Annotated in this window: 26 protein-coding genes; 17 read left to right on the top strand and 9 right to left on the bottom strand. The window is 42.9% G+C overall.

Annotation, left to right across the window (positions count from 1 at the left end):
* Positions 1–151 precede the first annotated feature (151 nt).
* Genes rpiB through ndk form a run of 6 tightly spaced genes read left to right on the top strand, consistent with a single transcriptional unit; the run spans position 152 to position 2,798 of the window.
* Positions 152–598: a ribose 5-phosphate isomerase B gene (gene rpiB, locus WKI49_07045; protein MEJ7622242.1), complete on the top strand. Its 447-nt coding sequence runs from the start codon at positions 152–154 to the stop codon at positions 596–598.
* Between the two features lie 20 nt (positions 599–618).
* Positions 619–1,059, top strand: coding sequence for an ATP synthase F0 subunit B (locus WKI49_07040; GenBank protein ID MEJ7622241.1), 441 nt, complete (start codon positions 619–621; stop codon positions 1,057–1,059).
* Positions 1,056–1,550 carry a hypothetical protein gene (locus WKI49_07035; protein ID MEJ7622240.1) on the top strand — a complete coding sequence of 165 codons (495 nt, stop codon included), beginning with the start codon at positions 1,056–1,058 and terminating at the stop codon, positions 1,548–1,550. Before WKI49_07040 ends, WKI49_07035 begins: the two co-directional genes overlap by 4 nt.
* Positions 1,547–2,083 (top strand): F0F1 ATP synthase subunit delta, encoded by a 537-nt coding sequence (locus WKI49_07030; GenBank protein MEJ7622239.1) that lies wholly within the window; start codon positions 1,547–1,549, stop codon positions 2,081–2,083. The genes WKI49_07035 and WKI49_07030 overlap by 4 nt, the downstream gene beginning before the upstream one ends.
* A 1-nt stretch (position 2,084) precedes the next feature.
* On the top strand, positions 2,085–2,363 hold the full coding sequence (locus tag WKI49_07025; protein MEJ7622238.1) for a hypothetical protein: 279 nt from the start codon (positions 2,085–2,087) through the stop codon (positions 2,361–2,363).
* Between the two features lie 12 nt (positions 2,364–2,375).
* Positions 2,376–2,798 (top strand): nucleoside-diphosphate kinase, encoded by a 423-nt coding sequence (ndk, locus tag WKI49_07020; protein MEJ7622237.1) that lies wholly within the window; start codon positions 2,376–2,378, stop codon positions 2,796–2,798.
* Here the strand turns inward: ndk and hemH are convergent.
* The gene (gene hemH, locus WKI49_07015; GenBank protein MEJ7622236.1) at positions 2,756–3,775 is read right to left on the bottom strand and encodes a ferrochelatase; all 1,020 of its coding nucleotides are present in this window, start codon (positions 3,773–3,775) and stop codon (positions 2,756–2,758) included. The two genes, ndk and hemH, sit on opposite strands and share 43 nt — an antisense overlap.
* A 7-nt stretch (positions 3,776–3,782) precedes the next feature.
* Positions 3,783–4,487, bottom strand: a complete 705-nt coding sequence (gene hisA / locus WKI49_07010) for a 1-(5-phosphoribosyl)-5-[(5-phosphoribosylamino)methylideneamino]imidazole-4-carboxamide isomerase (protein MEJ7622235.1) — start codon at positions 4,485–4,487, stop codon at positions 3,783–3,785.
* A 75-nt stretch (positions 4,488–4,562) separates the two neighbouring features.
* On the opposite strand from hisA, the gene hslV reads away from it, so the two are divergent.
* Positions 4,563–5,099, top strand: coding sequence for an ATP-dependent protease subunit HslV (hslV, locus tag WKI49_07005; protein ID MEJ7622234.1), 537 nt, complete (start codon positions 4,563–4,565; stop codon positions 5,097–5,099).
* On the opposite strand, the gene WKI49_07000 is transcribed toward hslV, so the two are convergent.
* The gene (locus tag WKI49_07000) at positions 5,100–5,840 is read right to left on the bottom strand and encodes a HEPN domain-containing protein (GenBank protein MEJ7622233.1); all 741 of its coding nucleotides are present in this window, start codon (positions 5,838–5,840) and stop codon (positions 5,100–5,102) included.
* Between the two features lie 17 nt (positions 5,841–5,857).
* Here WKI49_07000 and WKI49_06995 point away from each other — a divergent pair, with 17 nt between their 5' ends.
* Positions 5,858–7,285 carry an acetyl-CoA carboxylase biotin carboxylase subunit gene (locus WKI49_06995; GenBank protein ID MEJ7622232.1) on the top strand — a complete coding sequence of 476 codons (1,428 nt, stop codon included), beginning with the start codon at positions 5,858–5,860 and terminating at the stop codon, positions 7,283–7,285.
* On the opposite strand, the gene WKI49_06990 is transcribed toward WKI49_06995, so the two are convergent.
* The 3 genes from WKI49_06990 to nadC are packed head-to-tail and all read right to left on the bottom strand — an operon-like array spanning position 7,273 to position 9,171.
* The gene (locus WKI49_06990; protein ID MEJ7622231.1) at positions 7,273–8,016 is read right to left on the bottom strand and encodes a hypothetical protein; all 744 of its coding nucleotides are present in this window, start codon (positions 8,014–8,016) and stop codon (positions 7,273–7,275) included. The genes WKI49_06995 and WKI49_06990 overlap by 13 nt on opposite strands.
* Entirely contained in the window at positions 8,013–8,330 is a 318-nt protein-coding gene (locus WKI49_06985; protein ID MEJ7622230.1) for a rhodanese-like domain-containing protein, read from the bottom strand. Before WKI49_06985 ends, WKI49_06990 begins: the two co-directional genes overlap by 4 nt.
* A gap of 22 nt (positions 8,331–8,352) precedes the next feature.
* Entirely contained in the window at positions 8,353–9,171 is an 819-nt protein-coding gene (nadC, locus tag WKI49_06980) for a carboxylating nicotinate-nucleotide diphosphorylase (GenBank protein MEJ7622229.1), read from the bottom strand.
* A 27-nt stretch (positions 9,172–9,198) separates the two neighbouring features.
* Between nadC and glgA the strand changes: the two genes are divergently transcribed.
* The gene (gene glgA, locus WKI49_06975) at positions 9,199–10,650 is read left to right on the top strand and encodes a glycogen synthase GlgA (protein ID MEJ7622228.1); all 1,452 of its coding nucleotides are present in this window, start codon (positions 9,199–9,201) and stop codon (positions 10,648–10,650) included.
* Positions 10,640–11,119 (top strand): D-glycero-beta-D-manno-heptose 1-phosphate adenylyltransferase, encoded by a 480-nt coding sequence (gene rfaE2, locus WKI49_06970; protein ID MEJ7622227.1) that lies wholly within the window; start codon positions 10,640–10,642, stop codon positions 11,117–11,119. Before glgA ends, rfaE2 begins: the two co-directional genes overlap by 11 nt.
* Here rfaE2 and WKI49_06965 read toward each other — a convergent pair.
* Positions 11,098–11,676 carry a hypothetical protein gene (locus tag WKI49_06965; protein MEJ7622226.1) on the bottom strand — a complete coding sequence of 193 codons (579 nt, stop codon included), beginning with the start codon at positions 11,674–11,676 and terminating at the stop codon, positions 11,098–11,100. The genes rfaE2 and WKI49_06965 overlap by 22 nt on opposite strands.
* Before the next feature lie 34 nt (positions 11,677–11,710).
* On the opposite strand from WKI49_06965, the gene panC reads away from it, so the two are divergent.
* From panC to nusB, 3 genes are read left to right on the top strand one after another with little or no spacing between them, the layout of a single operon-like run.
* Entirely contained in the window at positions 11,711–12,571 is an 861-nt protein-coding gene (gene panC, locus WKI49_06960; GenBank protein ID MEJ7622225.1) for a pantoate--beta-alanine ligase, read from the top strand.
* Positions 12,558–13,022 carry a 6,7-dimethyl-8-ribityllumazine synthase gene (gene ribH, locus WKI49_06955; GenBank protein ID MEJ7622224.1) on the top strand — a complete coding sequence of 155 codons (465 nt, stop codon included), beginning with the start codon at positions 12,558–12,560 and terminating at the stop codon, positions 13,020–13,022. The genes panC and ribH overlap by 14 nt, the downstream gene beginning before the upstream one ends.
* Positions 13,019–13,435, top strand: coding sequence for a transcription antitermination factor NusB (gene nusB, locus WKI49_06950; GenBank protein ID MEJ7622223.1), 417 nt, complete (start codon positions 13,019–13,021; stop codon positions 13,433–13,435). The genes ribH and nusB overlap by 4 nt, the downstream gene beginning before the upstream one ends.
* Here nusB and WKI49_06945 read toward each other — a convergent pair.
* Positions 13,432–13,629: a twin-arginine translocase TatA/TatE family subunit gene (locus tag WKI49_06945; GenBank protein MEJ7622222.1), complete on the bottom strand. Its 198-nt coding sequence runs from the start codon at positions 13,627–13,629 to the stop codon at positions 13,432–13,434. The two genes, nusB and WKI49_06945, sit on opposite strands and share 4 nt — an antisense overlap.
* On the bottom strand, positions 13,626–13,805 hold the full coding sequence (gene tatA / locus WKI49_06940; protein ID MEJ7622221.1) for a twin-arginine translocase TatA/TatE family subunit: 180 nt from the start codon (positions 13,803–13,805) through the stop codon (positions 13,626–13,628). Before tatA ends, WKI49_06945 begins: the two co-directional genes overlap by 4 nt.
* 147 nt (positions 13,806–13,952) lie before the next feature.
* Between tatA and WKI49_06935 the strand changes: the two genes are divergently transcribed.
* The 4 genes from WKI49_06935 to WKI49_06920 form a co-directional block, all read left to right on the top strand.
* Complete coding sequence (locus WKI49_06935; GenBank protein ID MEJ7622220.1) at positions 13,953–14,162, top strand: cold-shock protein; 210 nt, start codon at positions 13,953–13,955, stop codon at positions 14,160–14,162.
* Positions 14,163–14,197: 35 nt separating this feature from the next.
* Positions 14,198–15,424, top strand: a complete 1,227-nt coding sequence (locus WKI49_06930) for a folylpolyglutamate synthase/dihydrofolate synthase family protein (GenBank protein ID MEJ7622219.1) — start codon at positions 14,198–14,200, stop codon at positions 15,422–15,424.
* Positions 15,421–15,972 carry a ribosome biogenesis GTP-binding protein YihA/YsxC gene (gene yihA / locus WKI49_06925; GenBank protein MEJ7622218.1) on the top strand — a complete coding sequence of 184 codons (552 nt, stop codon included), beginning with the start codon at positions 15,421–15,423 and terminating at the stop codon, positions 15,970–15,972. The genes WKI49_06930 and yihA overlap by 4 nt, the downstream gene beginning before the upstream one ends.
* Positions 15,959–16,313, top strand: a 355-nt coding sequence (locus tag WKI49_06920) for a radical SAM protein (GenBank protein ID MEJ7622217.1), incomplete at its 3' end; no start/stop codon positions are given. The genes yihA and WKI49_06920, both read left to right, overlap by 14 nt.

Here is a 16,313-nt window from a genome sequence, read left to right as displayed (position 1 = left end):
TTACTAAAACCTCTGGGCTAAAGCTGTCTATGAGTTCTTTTATAAGGTCCTCAAGTTCCTTATGGGACATGTAGGATATTTTAACGTAAAGGCATTTATAAAGGCAGGATTGAATTTACCGTTGGTAAGCGTATATAATTTTAACCCTGCCATGTTAACCATAGCTATAGGTTCAGACCATGCGGGCTACCATTTAAAGGAAAAAATAAAGGAATATCTCATCTCAAAGGGTTATCAGATACTTGACTTTGGCACTCAATCCACAGAATCCACAGACTATCCTCTTTTTGCAAGGGAAGTGTGTCTTGCCATTCAGAGAGGAGAAGCACAAAGAGGTATACTAATCTGTGGCACAGGCATAGGTATGTCTATAACCGCCAACAAGTTTAAGGGTATAAGAGCTTCTCTTTGTTTTAATGAATACATGGCGCGCATGAGTAGAAAGCATAATGACTCCAATGTGCTGTGTCTTGGGAGCAGAGTATTGGGTGAGGATTTGGCTATTGCCATAGTGGATGTTTGGTTATCCACAGACTTTGAGGGCGGAAGGCACGAAAAAAGGGTAAGGCTAATAAGAAATATAGAAGATATGGTATAATAATTCCAAAGGAGGCTAAAATGGACATCCAGCAAGCAATGTATCCTAACATAACCCTCATTATCCAAGCAATTCTTTTCCTTGTGTTTACTGCCATAATAAGGAGCATTCTTGTAAAGCCTTACTCTCAGGTAATAGAAGAAAGGGAAAGACTTATTGAAAAAAACACACAAGAAGCAATAAGACTTAGGGAAGAAGCTCAGCGGTATATCCAAGAAGCTCAAAGCATCTTAGAGGAGGGAAGAAGGGAATCAAACCAAATACTTGAACAGGCAAGAAAAGAGGCAGAAAGGCTTAGGGTGGAGATACTCTCAAGGGTGGAGCAAGAAACCCAAGAGGAAATAGCCAAAGCGGTAGAAGAGATAAGAAAAAGCCTTGAGGAAGAAAAGAGCAAACTTGATGAGAGGGTAAAGGAAATAGCGGAGCTAATAACAAGTAAAGTCTTGGAGGAGGCGGCATGAGCGAAGGACATCACACTCTTGAGCTTATATGGAAAGCTCTTAACATCCTGGCTTTTCTTGGTATAGTCTACTACTTTGGCAGAAAGCCTATCTCGGAAGCTTTCAATAAATACTTTCATGCTTTGACAGAAAGGCTAATAGCTTCGGAGAAGGAGCTTTTACAAGCCCAAGAAGAGCTAAAAAGAGCTAAAGAAAGTCTGCAAGATGCTAAAAGAAGGTATGAGGAACAGCTTAAGATTTCTCAGCAAACCGCACAGACCATAAAGGAAGAGGAGGAAAAAAAGGCACAAGAAATAGCCAACAGGATAAGGGAGAAGGCAAAGGAAGTGATAGACATAGAGCTAAAGAAGGCAAAGGAAGAGCTACTTCGCTACGGTGCGGAGAGGGCATATCAGCTCTCTGTGGAGCTTCTAAAGGAAAGGTTTAAGGACGAAAAGGTGCAGACCGCATATATAGAGAAGTCCCTCAAAAATCTGGAGGCGAAAAGATGAAAGCACGTCCCGAGATAATAAGAAAAGTGGCAAAACTACTTTTGGAAAAGACACAGAAGGAGAGACAAGAACTCATAAAGGTATCACAGCTTTTGGAACTTCTATACAGACTCTACAAGTCAGAAAAGGATTTTAGGGGCTTTGTGCTAAACCCTACAATACCCAAAGAGAAAAAGCTCGCCTTTTTGAAAGGTCTTAGAGAAAGGTTTGGCATAGGGCAGAGCTTGGATGAAGTGCTTGAATACATACTGGACATAAATGCCATTCCCTCCCTTGGTGAGGTCAAAAGGGTCTACGACCACGAGGTGGAAAAACTCCTAAGGCTTAGCAAAGCTCTGCTTGTGTTGGCAAGAAAAGTAAGCGAGCAGGAGATAGAGAGGATAAAGCAGGTGGTAAAGAATTATACAGGTAGGGATTACGAGTTTGAAGTTATAGAAGACCCAGAGCTTATAGGGGGCTTTCTTTTGAAAACTTCCAGCTTTGTGCTTGATGCTTCTGTAAGAAGAGGGCTTGAGGGCATCTTGAGAGGTTGATATGGAGTATCCCAAGGAAAAGTTTGAAGAGCTTTCAAAAAGATTAAAATCTATGGCTATACCGCCAGAGGTGGATGTGGAACTACTACTGCCAGACAGAGACCAAGTGGAATATCCTACTGTGGTTATCACATACCTTGAGGGTGATGAAGAAGGTCCGCAAAAGGAGCTTGTTTTTAACGAGGCTTATTGGAACTCTCCTGTGGAGAACCTTTTGGGTGCAATTATGCACCAAGTTAAATCCCTTATGGAGGAGCTACAATCCTTTGAAGGAGAATAAAGGAGGTATAAGATGGAGAGGACGCTGGTTATAATCAAGCCAGATGCCTTTGAGAAGGGTGCTACGGGCAAAATAATTGACCGTTTTATATCCGAGGGCTTTAAGATTAGGGCTCTTAAGCTTTTTAGGTTTACCAGAGAACAGGCGGAAGGCTTTTATGCGGTTCACAGAGAAAGACCCTTCTTTGGAGAGCTTGTGGAGTTTATGACCTCAGGTCCTGTGGTTGCCATGGTCTTGGAAGGTGAAGATGCCATAAGAAGGGTTAGAGAAATAATAGGTCCTACAGACAGCAACGAGGCAAGAAAGGTGGCTCCTAACTCCATTAGGGCGCTCTTTGGCACCGACAAGGGCAAAAACGCAGTGCACGCTTCGGACTCCAAAGAGTCTGCGGACTACGAAATACCCTTTATCTTTTCACAACTTGAGATAGTCTGAAGCACGAGCTCTTTTAAGGCTTGTATATACGTGGGGTGTGTCTTGAGAGTTGGAATTCTAACAAAGTCCACACCCCTTTCCCTTGCCATGTTTCCATAAAGATAGTCAAGCTCATACAAGGTTTCTGAGTGTTCGCAGGTAAAGGAGACAGGAATAACCGCTATCCTCTTTATACCTGAGTTAATAAGTTCTTCTAAGAGTTTATCTGTAAAGGGTTCAAGCCACTTGGTGGGTCCCACCTTGCTTTGATAGCCAAGAGCATGCCTTACACCCGGAAAGTGTTCCATAATAAGCCTTACTGTCTCTTCCGTTTGCCTTTGGTATGGGTCTCCTTCCTTTATGATACTAACTGGAAGGCTATGGGCGGTAAAGAGAAAGAAGTATTCCTGCCAGTTTGGTAGATGTTCCTTTATGTTCTCTACCATAGCTCTTATGTAGGTGGGATGGTTGTGATAACAGTTTATTCTATGGATAGGTAAAGTAGAGGGATAAAAGTATGGGTTTTCTTGACCCTTTAGGGTAGTTAAAGAAAAGTGCTTTCCTGAGCCTTTTAGTCTTCTAAAAACCCTGTCAAACTCGTTAAAGGAAGAGCCTGTGGTGGTCCTGCTGTATTGGGGATAGAGGGGCAGTAGCACTATCCTCTCAACGGGGTAAGATAAAAGCTCGCTGAGAGCTTCTTCTGTGAGAGGATGCCAGTAGCGGAGGGCAACCACTACCTTGAAGCCTTCTCCAAGGGCTTCCTGCAGAGCTTTTGCCTGAGCCTGGGTTTGTTCCCTTTGTGGAGATTTTCCACCCATTATTTCGTAATAGTGCCTTGTTTTCTTAGCTCTAAGCCTTGAAATGAGCCAAGCAAGAGGTTTTTGAATAGGTCTTGGAAACCTTATTATGTCGTGGTCAGAAAAGAGGTTATAGAGAAAGGGCTGTATGGCAGATAGGCTGTCTGGACCTCCCATGTTAAAAAGGACTACTCCAACCATAGGAAAATCATAACAGCTCTCTTAGGTTTATTCTGCCCTCATATATTGCCTTTCCAACCACCACTCCTTCCACTATAGACATGAGCTTTTTTACGTCCTCAAGGCTTGCCACACCTCCAGAGGCAAGCACGGGTTTTTTTGTATAGCCTTTAAACTCCACATAAGGTTTTGTATCCACACCCTCAAGAGTGCCATCCCTGTCTATGTTGGTGTAAAGATAACCCCATATGGGTGTGTTTTCGTATCTTAGAGCCAGCTCCTGTGGGCTTGTAGAGCTCTCCTCCTTCCAACCACCTACCGCCACCTTTCCACCCTTTGAATCCACAGCCAATATAACCCTTTCTGGGAAGAGCTCCACCATCTTTTCAAAGGTTCTTGGCTCTCTTACTGCCAAAGTGCCAACCACAAAAAACTCTATTCCTTCCTCGTGCAAGACCTTACAGGTTTCCACGCTTCTTATACCACCGCCAACCTCAATAGAGCCGGAAAAGGCTTTCCTTATGAGCCTAATGGAAGGGAGGTTCACTGGCATACCTTCAAGGCTTCCGTCAAGGTCCACCACATGAAGTCTTTTAAAACCAAGCTCCTCAAAGAGCTTTGCCATATCCTCGGGAGAGCTTGAGTAGACCTTTGTCTTTTCAAAATCTCCCTTAAAAAGCCTAACGACCTTTCCTTCCTTTAGGTCAATGGCGGGTATTATAAAGTTCTTCATAACAGCTGAGGTTTTCCTAAATAAAAGCCTTGTGCCATATCTAATTTGGGGTTTAGGCTGTAAAATATTATAGCAATGAAAGGCATTAGGTCAACCACCATACTTGCGGTGAGGAGAAATCATATAACGGTTATGGGTGGTGATGGGCAAGTGACTCTTGGGTCTTCTGTGATAAAGCACAGCGCGAGGAAAATAAGGAAACTTTACAAAGATAGCGTTCTGGTAGGATTTGCTGGTTCTGCGGCGGATGGACTTGCCCTTATGGAAAGGCTTGAAGGGAAATTGGAAGAGTTTAGAGGAAACCTTCTTAGAGCCTGTGTGGAGCTTGCAAAGGATTGGAGGATGGATAGAAGTCTAAGAAGGCTTGAGGCTCTTTTGCTTGTAGCGGATAAAGAACGTATGTTGCTTCTCTCTGGCAACGGAGATGTAATAGAGCCAGACGAACCCGTGCTTGCCATAGGTTCTGGTGGAGACTATGCAAGGGCTTCCGCCTTGGCTCTTTACAGAAACACAGATATGTCCGCAGAGGATATAGTCAGAGAATCTCTCAAGATAGCAGGTGAGATTTGTATATACACTAACCAGAGCTTTATTATTGAAAAACTTGAATAGTTAAACCTTTTCTATGAGATTTTGGATAATTTTCTCTAACTGCCTCACATAAATTTCCACATCTTTTAAAAGTTTTTCACACTCCTCTCTATCAATGAAGTCTCCTATAACATCGTAGTCTGCCCTTTGCCTCATATACATCGCTTGGTCGTATATCTTTGAAAGGCTAACATACTTCTTTTCTTTAAAAAGATACGGATTCATCAATTGCCTCACGCCTTTATGTGTTTGAGGGTCTTCTCCCAAGAGAAATAGATAGGCTTTAGAAGAGTGAAAGACTGAATAGTAGGCTTCATGAACTGCAGGTGGATACATTCCAATTTCAAAAAGCTGTTTTGCTCTTTGCAGATGTCTTTGGGCTTTGGATAAATGCATATCTGCATACTTTAACTTACTACTTTCTGAAAATCTCTCCTTTTCCTCCACCCTTACTTCTCCGTATATGCGTATTATTGGTCTTATTGTAAGGTCTTTTAACTGGTTTTCTTTCACAAAGATAGGACTTATGAGTGTGTTATATAGGTTGTTGTATTTGGTGATGATTTCCATCGCCTTTTGTTTATCAATATCCGTCCAATTTTCTGGAACTATAACAAAAACATCCACATCCGAACCTGAGTGAAAATCTCCTCTTGCATAAGAACCAAAAAGTAAAAGTGAAAGGCTCTTATTTGTAGACTTTTCTATCTCCTTCCCGAGTTTTCTCAAGATGCCTTTTAGCTTCTTCACCAAAAGCGTCATGGTTTAAAATTTATAGCATGTTTAGGAAAGTTCTTGTTGCTAACAGGGGAGAGGTGGCTCTTAGAATAATAAGGGCGTGTGAGGAGCTTGGTATAAAGACTGTTGCCATATACTCAGAGGCGGATACTAAATCCCTTTATGTGAAAAAGGCGGATGAGGCTTACCTAATACCCGGCGACCCTATAAGAGCCTATCTTGACTACGCGAGAATAGTAGACCTTGCCAAGTCTATAGGTGCGGATGCCATACATCCGGGCTATGGTTTTCTTGCGGAGAACGCAGACTTTGCTCGTTATTGCAAGAAAAAGGGCATAACCTTCATAGGACCTTCTCCAGAGCATATTGAGCTCTTTGGAGACAAGGTAAAGGCAAAACAGGCTATGCAAAAGCTTGGCATTCCCACCATACCTGGGTCTCCGGAGCCTCTAAGAAACTACGAAGATGCCATGCATTATGCAAAGGAGATAGGTCTTCCTGTAATCCTTAAATCCGCCTACGGTGGTGGTGGTAGGGGTATGAGGGTGGTGCACAGCTTTGAAGACCTGCCAAGGCTTTTTGAATCTGCCTACAGAGAGGCGGAAACCTTTTTTGGAAAAGGAGACCTTTTTGTGGAGAAGTATTTAGACAACCCCAAGCATATAGAAGTTCAAATCTTGGGGGACATGTATGGTAATGTGGTTCACTTGGGCGAGAGGGACTGTTCTGTGCAAAGAAAACATCAGAAGATAATTGAGATTACTCCATGTCCTGTGCTTCCACAGGATATAAGACAGAAAATGCTGGGGCTTAGCGTAAAGGCTATGATGCAGGTGGGCTACTATAGTGCAGGGACCTTAGAGTTTTTGGTGGACCTAAAAAGTGGGGAGTTTTACTTTATAGAGATGAACACTCGTCTTCAGGTGGAGCATACCATCACAGAAATGGTAACGGGCATAGACATAGTGGAAACCATGATAAGGATTGCTATGGGCGAGCCACTGCCTTTTACGCAGAGCGATATTACCTTTAGAGGGTATGCCATTGAGTTTAGGATAAATGCGGAAGACCCAAAGAGGGGTTTTGCACCCGCTCCCGGTAGGATAACCGCCTACTACTCACCGGGTGGTCCTGGTGTAAGAATGGACTCTGGCGTCTATAAAGACTATGTGATACCACCTTACTATGATTCCATGATAGCCAAGATGAGCGTTTGGGCTCTCACTTGGGATAGGGTGTTGGCAAGGGCAAGAAGGGCTATAGATGAGTTTATTGTGAGAGGAGTTCCCACCAACATACCCCTACATAGGGAGATAATAAGAGACCCAGACTTTATATCTGGCACTTTTGGTATAAGGTTCTTAGAGGAAAAATTGCCTACATACGATTTTGAGATAGAAGGTGAAGAAGACCCAGAAAGCCTTGCACTTGCCATATCCGCCGCAATCGCCGCATACTACGGGCTATAATCTACAGACCTTCCCTTGCTTTCAAAACCAAGGGGACTGACCACCTTTACCGTAAAGGTTGTTTTCCCCTTTGGAAGTTCCGTTTCAAAGGCAAAGCCTGTGGTCCTTCCTATCTCTTCGCCGTTTCTATATATAACAAATTCTCTGTAGTCCTGTTCGTAAAACCATACAAGATATAGAGCCTCTTTTCCCTCTCTTAGCTCAAGCCCTTCAACCTCAGGCACGGTGGGTGGTGGTTTTGGCTTTACACAAAATTCCACAGGTTGGCTTTCCATATTTCCCCTAATGCCTGTAATGGCATAACACCTCTCCCAGTAGTCTCTTTCTAACCTTATGGATTCTCTAAAGGTTTTGGCATTCTCAAGGGACAGGGAGCTATCTCTGAGGTTGTATAGCCTGTAGGCTTCAAAGTTAGAAGGGTAAACCTCTACAAAGGCTTCGCCCTCTGATATTTTCAAAGAAGGCTTTTCTTCAAGAGCACCACCCACGCAAAACTTCTTTGAAGATTCTCCAATCCTTTCCACTACAAAGCAGAAGGGTCTTTCTTCTTCTCTTACCCAGTAATCGCCTTGTCTTTCAAAGCCCTTTATTTGCACCTCTCCAGAAAGACTTCTTACATAAACCTTTTGTCCTATCCTTCTAATCTCAACCTCTGGAGCCTTTAGCACTTCTGGGTTTGCCTTGATGCCACAGCCTACTAAAAGGAAAAGGAATGGTATTAGTCTTTTCATTTAGGAGGTCCAGACTCCTTCTCGTAGGGCCAAAGGATTATCCCCCCTGAGAGGTTGTAGGCTTCGTAGCCCATGTGCCTAAGAAAGTATACCGCAAAGGCACTTCTTTCACCGCTCCTGCAGTAGACTATGTAGGTTTTATCCTTAGGAAGGTCCTTATAGGCGTATCTAAGCTCATCAAGGGGTATGAGTATGGAATTAGGTATTCTAAGTTGCACGTGCTCCTGCGGTGTTCTAACATCAAGAAGGACTACATTATCCCTTTGAAGCATCTCCTTTGCTTCTTGAGGTCCAACCTCTGGCACTTGAAACATCTTAACCTCCCTAAATTGTTAATTATATTCTAAAAAGCCTCATGCTCAAGTCAAGCCATCTGGCGGAGTGGGTTATTGCACCGCTTGATATAAAGTGAACGCCTTCTATGGCATAGTCCTTTATGTTTTGAAGGTTTATATTCCCAGATACTTCCACCATAACTCTGTCCTTTGTTAAGGCTACCGCTTTTCTTACTTCCTCTGGACTAAAATTATCAAGCAATACCATATCAACACCACACTGCAGAGCCTCTTGGAGCTCTTGGAGATTTTCCACCTCCACCTCAATTTTGTAGACTGGACTTATCCTTTCTCTAACCCTTTTGACCGCTTCTGTTATACTACCCGCTATGGCTTTATGATTGTCCTTTATTAACACCATATCGTAAAGGGCATACCTGTGATTAAGACCACCACCTACCCTCACTGCGTATTTTTCAAAGTATCTCATACCGGGCGTAGTTTTCCTTGTGTCAAGTATTCTTACTCCAGTTCCCTCAAGAGCTTTAACAAACTCCCGCGTTAAAGTTGCTATCCCGCTCAGTCTCTGTAAAAGATTAAGAGCTACCCTCTCACCCATCAAAAGCAAGTTGGCAGGAGCTTCTATTACCAAAATTTCATCCCCCTTAGAAAACTCTTCCCCATCCTTCATTGCATATATTAGCTTTATTTCCCCCAAGAGCTGAAACACCCTAAGAGCAAAGTCTATTCCAGCAAGGACTCCACCTTCCTTTGCCCTTATGACCCCCCTTGCCCTCTCACCTCTAAATACGCCTTCTGTGGTTATATCTCCCCGTCCCAGGTCCTCTTCAAGGAATCTTAACAAGAAGTTATCTACCATAGACTATAATTTTAATAGGAGGGAATTATGAAAATAGTGTTTGTTGCCTCGGAAAGTTCCGCCTTCGTGAAGGCAGGGGGTCTTGGAGATGTGGTTCACTCCCTTGCAAAGGCACTTATAAGGCTTGGACACACCCTTTATGTGATAATGCCAAGATACTCAAAGGTCAAGGTAGAGCCCAAAAATGTCTCAAAGGGAAAGATATTTTTCAACAACCATTGGGTAGAGTTTGGAATACTTGAAGAGATAAAAGACCATGTGAGATATTACTTTTTGGACTATCCTGAATATTATCAAAGGGAACACATATACTCAACCCCGAAGGGTGAATATGAAGACAACCCCCTTAGGTTTGGCTTTCTCTCCTTGGCAAGCCTTGAAGTCATAAAGAGCCTGCAACTGAACCCCGACATTATACATTTACACGACTGGCATACGGGACTTGTCCCCCTGTATAAGAAAATACACTATCCAGAGTTAGATCCTATCCCCACTGTGTTTACCATACACAACGCCCTCCACCAAGGCATATACGACCCACACTTCTTGCCCCTTTTGAACCTACCTTGGGAGCTTTACCATCCTTTTACAGGCATTGAGTTCTATGGAAGGATAAACTTTCTAAAGGCTGGTATAGCCTTTTGTGATGTTTTGACTACTGTAAGCCCCTCCTATGCGGAGGAGCTAAAGCAATACGCTTATGGGCTTGAGGGTCTTATAAGGGAGAAAAAATACTTCTTTGGTATCTTAAACGGCATAGACTACGAGGTTTGGAACCCCGAAACTGATAAGTTTATAAAATACCACTACAGTCAGAAAACCTTTCGTAGGGGTAAATCGCGCAACAAAAAGCATTTAAAAGAGACCTTTGGACTTAAAACTCCTAATGATAGACCTCTTGTTGGAATGGTCTCAAGGCTTACCGCACAGAAGGGTCTTGACCTCGTTCAAGGTATAATATGCGAAGCGGTTAGAGAAGGGTTTGACTTTGTCTTTCTGGGTTCTGGTGAGGAAAAGTATCAGGATATGCTAATAGAGTTCATGAAAAAACATCCAGAAAGTGTAAGAGTGAGGATAGAATACAACGAGGAGCTCGCTCACAAGATATTCGCAGGTGCGGATATGTTTCTAATGCCCTCTTTGTTTGAACCCTGTGGCATATCTCAGATGATAGCCATGAGGTATGGCACTGTGCCTATAGTGAGGTCAACAGGAGGTCTAAAAGACACGGTGGTGGACTTTGTGGAAAACCCACACGAAGGAAACGGCTTTACCTTTGAAGAATACTCAAGCAAAGACCTTATGCATGCCCTTTTAAAGGCAAGAGTCTACTACGATATGCATACCTGCGACCACTCAAAGGAATGGCAGGAGATAATAAAAAGATGCATGGAAAAGGATTTTTCTTGGGAGAAGAGTGCCAGGGAATACGAAAGGATATATTCTACCGCTATAATGCTAAGGAAATATGATTCTTAGTCTTGAGGAGCTTTTAAGGGTTCTTGAGCCTCTTAGAGAGGAAAAGAGAATAGTCTTTACTAACGGATGCTTTGACATAATCCATGCGGGACACGCTCATTACCTTTCAAAGGCTAAGAGCTTTGGTGATATATTGGTGGTGGGTTTAAACTCTGACAGCTCCATAAGGAAAATAAAGGGTCCAAAAAGACCTATAATACCCCAACATATGAGGGCTTACTTGCTTGATAGTCTCAAGCCAGTAGACTATGTGGTTATCTTTGAAGAAGACACACCCATAGAACTCATAAGGGCTATAAGACCCCATGTGCTTGTAAAGGGTGCGGACTGGCAGGTGGAAAATATAGTGGGTGCGGACTTTGTGCTATCTTATGGTGGGAAGGTGGAGAGGGTTGAGTTTGAGTTTGACATTTCTACCTCTAAGATAATTGAGAGGATATTAGACCTCTACAGAGAAGAGGAAAGGTGAGATTCTATTGCTTGGTCAAGCTTTGTAATGAGCTCCTTGCTTACCCTTAGTCTTTCAAGTTTTTTTAGGGACCGCTCTTCTATCAACCTCTTCACAAGGCCTCTGAGCCTTTCCTCAAAGATATCTTCCTTATACAGTCCCATGTGTTTCAAAAACTCCAACTTAAACCTCAAAAGAAAAAGGTCATGGTTTTCTGGGTCCATGCTTATGTAAAAAAGTAGTATATTGAAAAGCTCAGGGTCATATTGAAGAAACCATCTTTCCACAAAAAGTGCGAGAGAATTCATCCAAACATACCTTTTATAGTCTTGAAGGGAAAGATAGGATAAAAACTCCACTTCAAGTAGGTCTTGGAGGATTATGACGTTTCCTGTTTGCTTGTATACTATGCTTACAAAGTTAAAGGGCTCTGTATAACCCAAAAGTCCACGCTTCACTCTAAACCCGTTTGGCACTAAGACCTTTGCAATTCCACACGTTCCGTAAACCTTTAAGATTACGTCCTCATCACCTGCTCTATACCTCTTGAGAATAAGAAAACTACCTTTTGCGGACATGTGCTATAATTATAAGTCTCTTAAAACGTGTGCCATGCCTACACTTTTTAGAAAGCCAAGGGAGATAAGGAATTATCTGAAGTCTGTAAGGTGTGACAGCAAGCAGAGTATAGGCTTTGTCCCCACTATGGGCTACCTTCACGAGGGACACAGAAGGCTCATAAGGGAATCAAAGATACAAAACGATATAACGGTGGTAAGCATATATGTAAATCCCCTTCAGTTTGGTCAAGGAGAAGACTACGAAAGATATCCCAGAGACTTAGAAAGGGACATAAGCATATGTGCGGAAGAGGGTGTGGATGTGGTTTTTGCTCCCTCCGATGAGGATATGTATCCAGAAAAGCCTCTAATAAACATTGAGATTAAGGGACTAACGGACATACTGGAGGGTAAATTTAGACCAGGGCACTTTAACGGCGTGTGCACCGTAGTGCTTAAGCTCTTTAATATCATCCAGCCAGACAGGGCATACTTTGGAGAGAAGGACTATCAACAACTCAAAGTGGTTCAAAGGCTTGTAGAGGACTTGAGTTTGCCTGTGGAAATCGTGCCAGTTCCCACAGTTAGAGACCCAGACGGGCTTGCTCTTAGTTCAAGAAACACATACCTTTCCCCCGAAGAGAGAGAGTCCGCTCTTTCCCTCTATAGGTCTTTTCTCCTTGCGGAAAAACTTTTTAAGAGTGGCAACACCGATGCAAACCTTCTAAAAGAAGCTATAAGGGAGTTTATACTAAAGCATCCACACGTAAAGGGGATAGATTATGTGGAGATAACCGACCAAGACCTAAAACCTGTTAGCGAAGTAAAGATAGGTGATAGAATTCTTCTTGCGGTGTGGGTAGGTAGCACAAGGCTTATAGACAATTGGAGGTTAGGTGATGCACAAGTATGAAGGTCTTTTAAAGGCGGAAGGTTTTAGCTTTGGTATAGTGGCAAGCAGGTTTAACCATCTTCTTGTGGATAGACTTATAGAGGGAGCTATAGATTGCATACTCAGACACGGAGGAAGCGAAGAAAACATACATCTTGTAAGAGTCCCGGGCTCTTGGGAACTTCCAATTGCGGTAAAGGAGCTCATAAACAAAAAGAAGGTGGACGGTGTTGTTGCACTTGGAGTCCTCATAAGAGGACAGACCCCGCACTTTGATTACATAGCCAGCGAAGTTGCAAAAGGTCTTGCCATGGTAAGTCTTGAGACGGGCAAGCCTGTTAGCTTTGGTGTGATAACCGCAGACACCTTAGAGCAAGCCATTGAAAGGGCTGGGACAAAGCAAGGCAATAAGGGCTGGGAGTCCGCATTAGCCCTTATAGAGATGGTAAACCTTCTGAGAAGTCTTGAATGATATACAAACCTAAAGCGAGAAAGGATGCCTTTTTAGTCCTCTACCAGTGGGATATGAAGGGAGAGCCAATAGAATCTTTGGTGGAGGAATACATATCCGCAAACCGTATAAACATCTCAGACCAAAGAAGATATATAAGAAAATTGGTTAGAACATACATGAATAATTCCACAGACATTGACAAGCTCATAGCGGAGCTTTCGGAAAAGTGGGACATAGACAGGGTAGGCTACATAGAGAGAAACTTACTTAGGATAGCCTTTGCAGAGTTTTTGTATATAGGTGTAAAAAATCCAAAGCTTACCGTATATGACTATGTAAAATTGGCACAAAAATATGCAGGCAAAAAATCCGCAAAGTTTATAAATGGTATATTGGGAAGGTTAGTAAGGGAAAAACTCGGTGAGGCTTAAGATTTGTCTCCTTCTTTCACTTCTTGACCTTTAACTTCCTTTACCTTCTCTTCCTCACCTGAGAATGCTTTTTTGAAGTTTCTTATGCCTTCACCGAGGGACCTTCCTATCTCTGGAAGCCTGCTTGCTCCGAACAGAATCATAACTACAACCAGTATAAGAAGAATCTCTGTGAAAGAAAACTGTGGTATCATGCCTGCTCCTTTTTCTCTGGCTTTTTCTCCTCTTCTGTTTCACCTGAGAGGGCTTTCTTGAAGTTCCTTATACCTTCACCCAGACCCTTACCGAACTCGGGCAATTTTGATGCGCCAAATATAACAAGGATTACAAGAAGTATAAGCACTATCTGCCAAGGCAATGGAAAGTGCATGTTTTTACCTCCTTGACTTTTAATTATATGCCTACCCCTTGACAAAGACAAGAGAATGGCTTATGATTAACTCAGGGTAAGTAAAGAAAGGGAGGGTACCTACCTTTCTTGCTTGCTCAGTAATAACTTTTTAGGAGGTTTTGTCCCATGCCACTTACAGGCACAGTCAAATGGTTTAGCAAGGAAAAGGGTTATGGCTTTATAACCCGAGATGACAATCAAGGGGATGTGTTTGTTCACTTCTCCGCCATACAGCAAAGAGGCTTTAAAACCCTTGAGCAAGGACAAAGGGTTGAGTTTGAAGTGGAACAGGATACAAAGGGCTTAAGGGCAAAGAACGTAAGAGTTTTGTCTTAAACCTTCCCCCCTTCGGGGGGCTATAATTAATCTTTATGCGGATTTACGACCTTTATGAAGGCAAAGACTATCAAATAGTCCCCACTCTGGATAGAATAGAAAGGGCGGTAAGCTATCTTTCCTTTAAACCTTCCTATATTTCCCTTCAAATAGGTGGAACTAACGGGAAGGGTTCTACCTGTGCCTTTGCTCAAAACATACTTAGGCATCATGGCTACAAGGTAGGATGGTTTGTGTCTCCCCATCTTTTTGAGGAGCGAGAAAGGTGGAGGATAAACGGAGAGAAGATATCTGAGGAGAGGCTCTCTGAGTATGTAAAGGAGCTAAAAGGGGTCTTTGAGAGGTTTGAGCTTACATACTTTGAAGCCTGCACTCTTGTAGCACTACTATACTTTGAAGAGGAAGGAGTGGATTTTGCGGTTTTTGAGGTGGGGATGGGTGGAAGGTGGGATGCTACAAAGGTTTGCCAACCTGAAGTATGCGTAATAACCAACGTGCAAAGAGACCACACAAAATGGCTCGGAAAAGACTGCGAAAGTAGAGCGGTAGAAAAGCTGGGTATATACAGAAGGGGAAAGCCCTTAGTTTTGGGAAGCATGAGGTATCCACTTTACACGAAAGCCCTTGAGCTATGCGATATAAGGGACCTATGGGTGGCAGGTATAGACTTTTTTTCTGCGGGAAGGGTTGAGGGGACAAGGACCATATTAGACTTTTATCAAGATGAAAAAGTGGAGCTTAGAAATGCAGAGCTTGGTCTGTGGGGTAAGTATCAAATAGACAATGCAAGCCTTGCCATAAAAGCTGTGGGGCTTTTGATTGATTTGAAAGAAGAGCCTCTCAAAAAGGCACTAAGGGACACAAGGTGGGAAGGAAGGATGGAGGTATTAAGGGAAAAGCCTTTACTTTTGCTTGATGGAGCTCACAATCCAGACGGTGTGGCAAGGGTTGTAAAGGAAGTAAAAAGGCACTTTGGAAGCCTTACGCCTGTTTTTACCGCCCTTAGGGATAAGGAGTGGGAGCTTTCTCTTTCTTACCTAAGAGAGCTTTCAGAGAGGGTCTACTTGGTTCCCTTAAAGCATCACAGAGGTGAAGATTTGACAAAGCTATACGAAAAGGCAAAGGAAGTGGGCTTTAGAGAAGTGCTTTTTCTTGATAGTGCGGAGCAGGTCCTGGAAATAAAGGAAGACTTATTGGTTCTTGGCTCTCTATATCTTGTGGGTGAAGTAAAGGAGAGTTTGGAAAAAAGCAGGATGATATGAGGGTTAGGTTTGTAGGGAGCTTTTTTGAAAATTTTCCAGAAGATGAGCTAAGGCATGTGGTCTTTGTGGGAAGGTCAAACGTGGGAAAGTCCTCTTTGATAAACATGCTCGTAGGGCAGGACATAGCAAGAGTAAGCAAGGAACCGGGTAGAACAAGAGCTATAAACTTTTTCCTGCTTGAAGAGTATGACCTATACCTTGTAGACTTGCCGGGTTATGGATATGCTAAGGTTTCAAAAAGGCTAAGGGATGAATGGAAAAGGGTCATAGAAAACTACTTCCATACCTGCTGGAGGAATATAAAGCTGGTAGTTCTGCTCATTGATAGTCTTGTAGGTCCTACAGAGCTTGATATGGAAAGCATCCAATGGTTACAGAGCCTTAGACTTCCTTATGTCATAGCTCTTACCAAGTGCGACAGAGCAAGCCAAAAGGAGATTAGCTCAAGTCTAAAGAGGTTAAGGGAAGTGTCCGACGCAGAGGTGGTCTTGACCTCTTCAAAGGAAGGCAAGGGCAAAAGGGAGCTTTTGAAATATGTTCTCAGTTAAGGCACCCCAGACAGAACTAATCGGAAAAACCTTGCGGATAGTCAAAAAATATTCTCTCAATACTGTTTGTGAAGAATCTCTCTGTCCCAATATGGGAGAGTGTTTTTCAAAGGGAACCGCAACCTTTCTTATATTAGGAAATGTTTGCACAAGAGCCTGTAAGTATTGCCATGTATCTACTGGAAAGCCAAAACCACCAGACCCCTCAGAACCAGTAAGACTTTATTATGCGGTAAAGGAGCTTGGGCTAAAACACGTAGTGATTACTTCTGTAGACAGGGATGACTTGCCAGATTACGGTGCGGAACACTTTAAAAGATGTGTGGAGTTTTTAAAGTCCA

The sequence above is a fragment of the Aquificaceae bacterium genome, assembly GCA_037722135.1.
Taxonomy (GTDB): Bacteria; Aquificota; Aquificia; order Aquificales; family Aquificaceae; genus Pampinifervens; species Pampinifervens sericum.
The sequence above is the reverse complement of the archived record's forward strand: the minus strand, read 5'-3'. Positions and strand labels throughout refer to the sequence as shown.

Bases quoted from the DNA above. Each gene is read 5' to 3' on its own strand.
- rpiB (MEJ7622242.1), top strand. From the start codon at position 152: ATGTTAACCATAGCTATAGGTTCAGACCATGCGGGCTACCATTTAAAG.
- WKI49_07040 (MEJ7622241.1), top strand. From the start codon at position 619: ATGGACATCCAGCAAGCAATGTATCCTAACATAACCCTCATTATCCAA.
- WKI49_07035 (MEJ7622240.1), top strand. From the start codon at position 1,056: ATGAGCGAAGGACATCACACTCTTGAGCTTATATGGAAAGCTCTTAAC.
- WKI49_07030 (MEJ7622239.1), top strand. From the start codon at position 1,547: ATGAAAGCACGTCCCGAGATAATAAGAAAAGTGGCAAAACTACTTTTG.
- WKI49_07025 (MEJ7622238.1), top strand. From the start codon at position 2,085: ATGGAGTATCCCAAGGAAAAGTTTGAAGAGCTTTCAAAAAGATTAAAA.
- ndk (MEJ7622237.1), top strand. From the start codon at position 2,376: ATGGAGAGGACGCTGGTTATAATCAAGCCAGATGCCTTTGAGAAGGGT.
- hemH (MEJ7622236.1), bottom strand. From the start codon at position 3,775: ATGGTTGGAGTAGTCCTTTTTAACATGGGAGGTCCAGACAGCCTATCT.
- hisA (MEJ7622235.1), bottom strand. From the start codon at position 4,487: ATGAAGAACTTTATAATACCCGCCATTGACCTAAAGGAAGGAAAGGTC.
- hslV (MEJ7622234.1), top strand. From the start codon at position 4,563: ATGAAAGGCATTAGGTCAACCACCATACTTGCGGTGAGGAGAAATCAT.
- WKI49_07000 (MEJ7622233.1), bottom strand. From the start codon at position 5,840: ATGACGCTTTTGGTGAAGAAGCTAAAAGGCATCTTGAGAAAACTCGGG.
- WKI49_06995 (MEJ7622232.1), top strand. From the start codon at position 5,858: ATGTTTAGGAAAGTTCTTGTTGCTAACAGGGGAGAGGTGGCTCTTAGA.
- WKI49_06990 (MEJ7622231.1), bottom strand. From the start codon at position 8,016: ATGAAAAGACTAATACCATTCCTTTTCCTTTTAGTAGGCTGTGGCATC.
- WKI49_06985 (MEJ7622230.1), bottom strand. From the start codon at position 8,330: ATGTTTCAAGTGCCAGAGGTTGGACCTCAAGAAGCAAAGGAGATGCTT.
- nadC (MEJ7622229.1), bottom strand. From the start codon at position 9,171: ATGGTAGATAACTTCTTGTTAAGATTCCTTGAAGAGGACCTGGGACGG.
- glgA (MEJ7622228.1), top strand. From the start codon at position 9,199: ATGAAAATAGTGTTTGTTGCCTCGGAAAGTTCCGCCTTCGTGAAGGCA.
- rfaE2 (MEJ7622227.1), top strand. From the start codon at position 10,640: ATGATTCTTAGTCTTGAGGAGCTTTTAAGGGTTCTTGAGCCTCTTAGA.
- WKI49_06965 (MEJ7622226.1), bottom strand. From the start codon at position 11,676: ATGTCCGCAAAAGGTAGTTTTCTTATTCTCAAGAGGTATAGAGCAGGT.
- panC (MEJ7622225.1), top strand. From the start codon at position 11,711: ATGCCTACACTTTTTAGAAAGCCAAGGGAGATAAGGAATTATCTGAAG.
- ribH (MEJ7622224.1), top strand. From the start codon at position 12,558: ATGCACAAGTATGAAGGTCTTTTAAAGGCGGAAGGTTTTAGCTTTGGT.
- nusB (MEJ7622223.1), top strand. From the start codon at position 13,019: ATGATATACAAACCTAAAGCGAGAAAGGATGCCTTTTTAGTCCTCTAC.
- WKI49_06945 (MEJ7622222.1), bottom strand. From the start codon at position 13,629: ATGATACCACAGTTTTCTTTCACAGAGATTCTTCTTATACTGGTTGTA.
- tatA (MEJ7622221.1), bottom strand. From the start codon at position 13,805: ATGCACTTTCCATTGCCTTGGCAGATAGTGCTTATACTTCTTGTAATC.
- WKI49_06935 (MEJ7622220.1), top strand. From the start codon at position 13,953: ATGCCACTTACAGGCACAGTCAAATGGTTTAGCAAGGAAAAGGGTTAT.
- WKI49_06930 (MEJ7622219.1), top strand. From the start codon at position 14,198: ATGCGGATTTACGACCTTTATGAAGGCAAAGACTATCAAATAGTCCCC.
- yihA (MEJ7622218.1), top strand. From the start codon at position 15,421: ATGAGGGTTAGGTTTGTAGGGAGCTTTTTTGAAAATTTTCCAGAAGAT.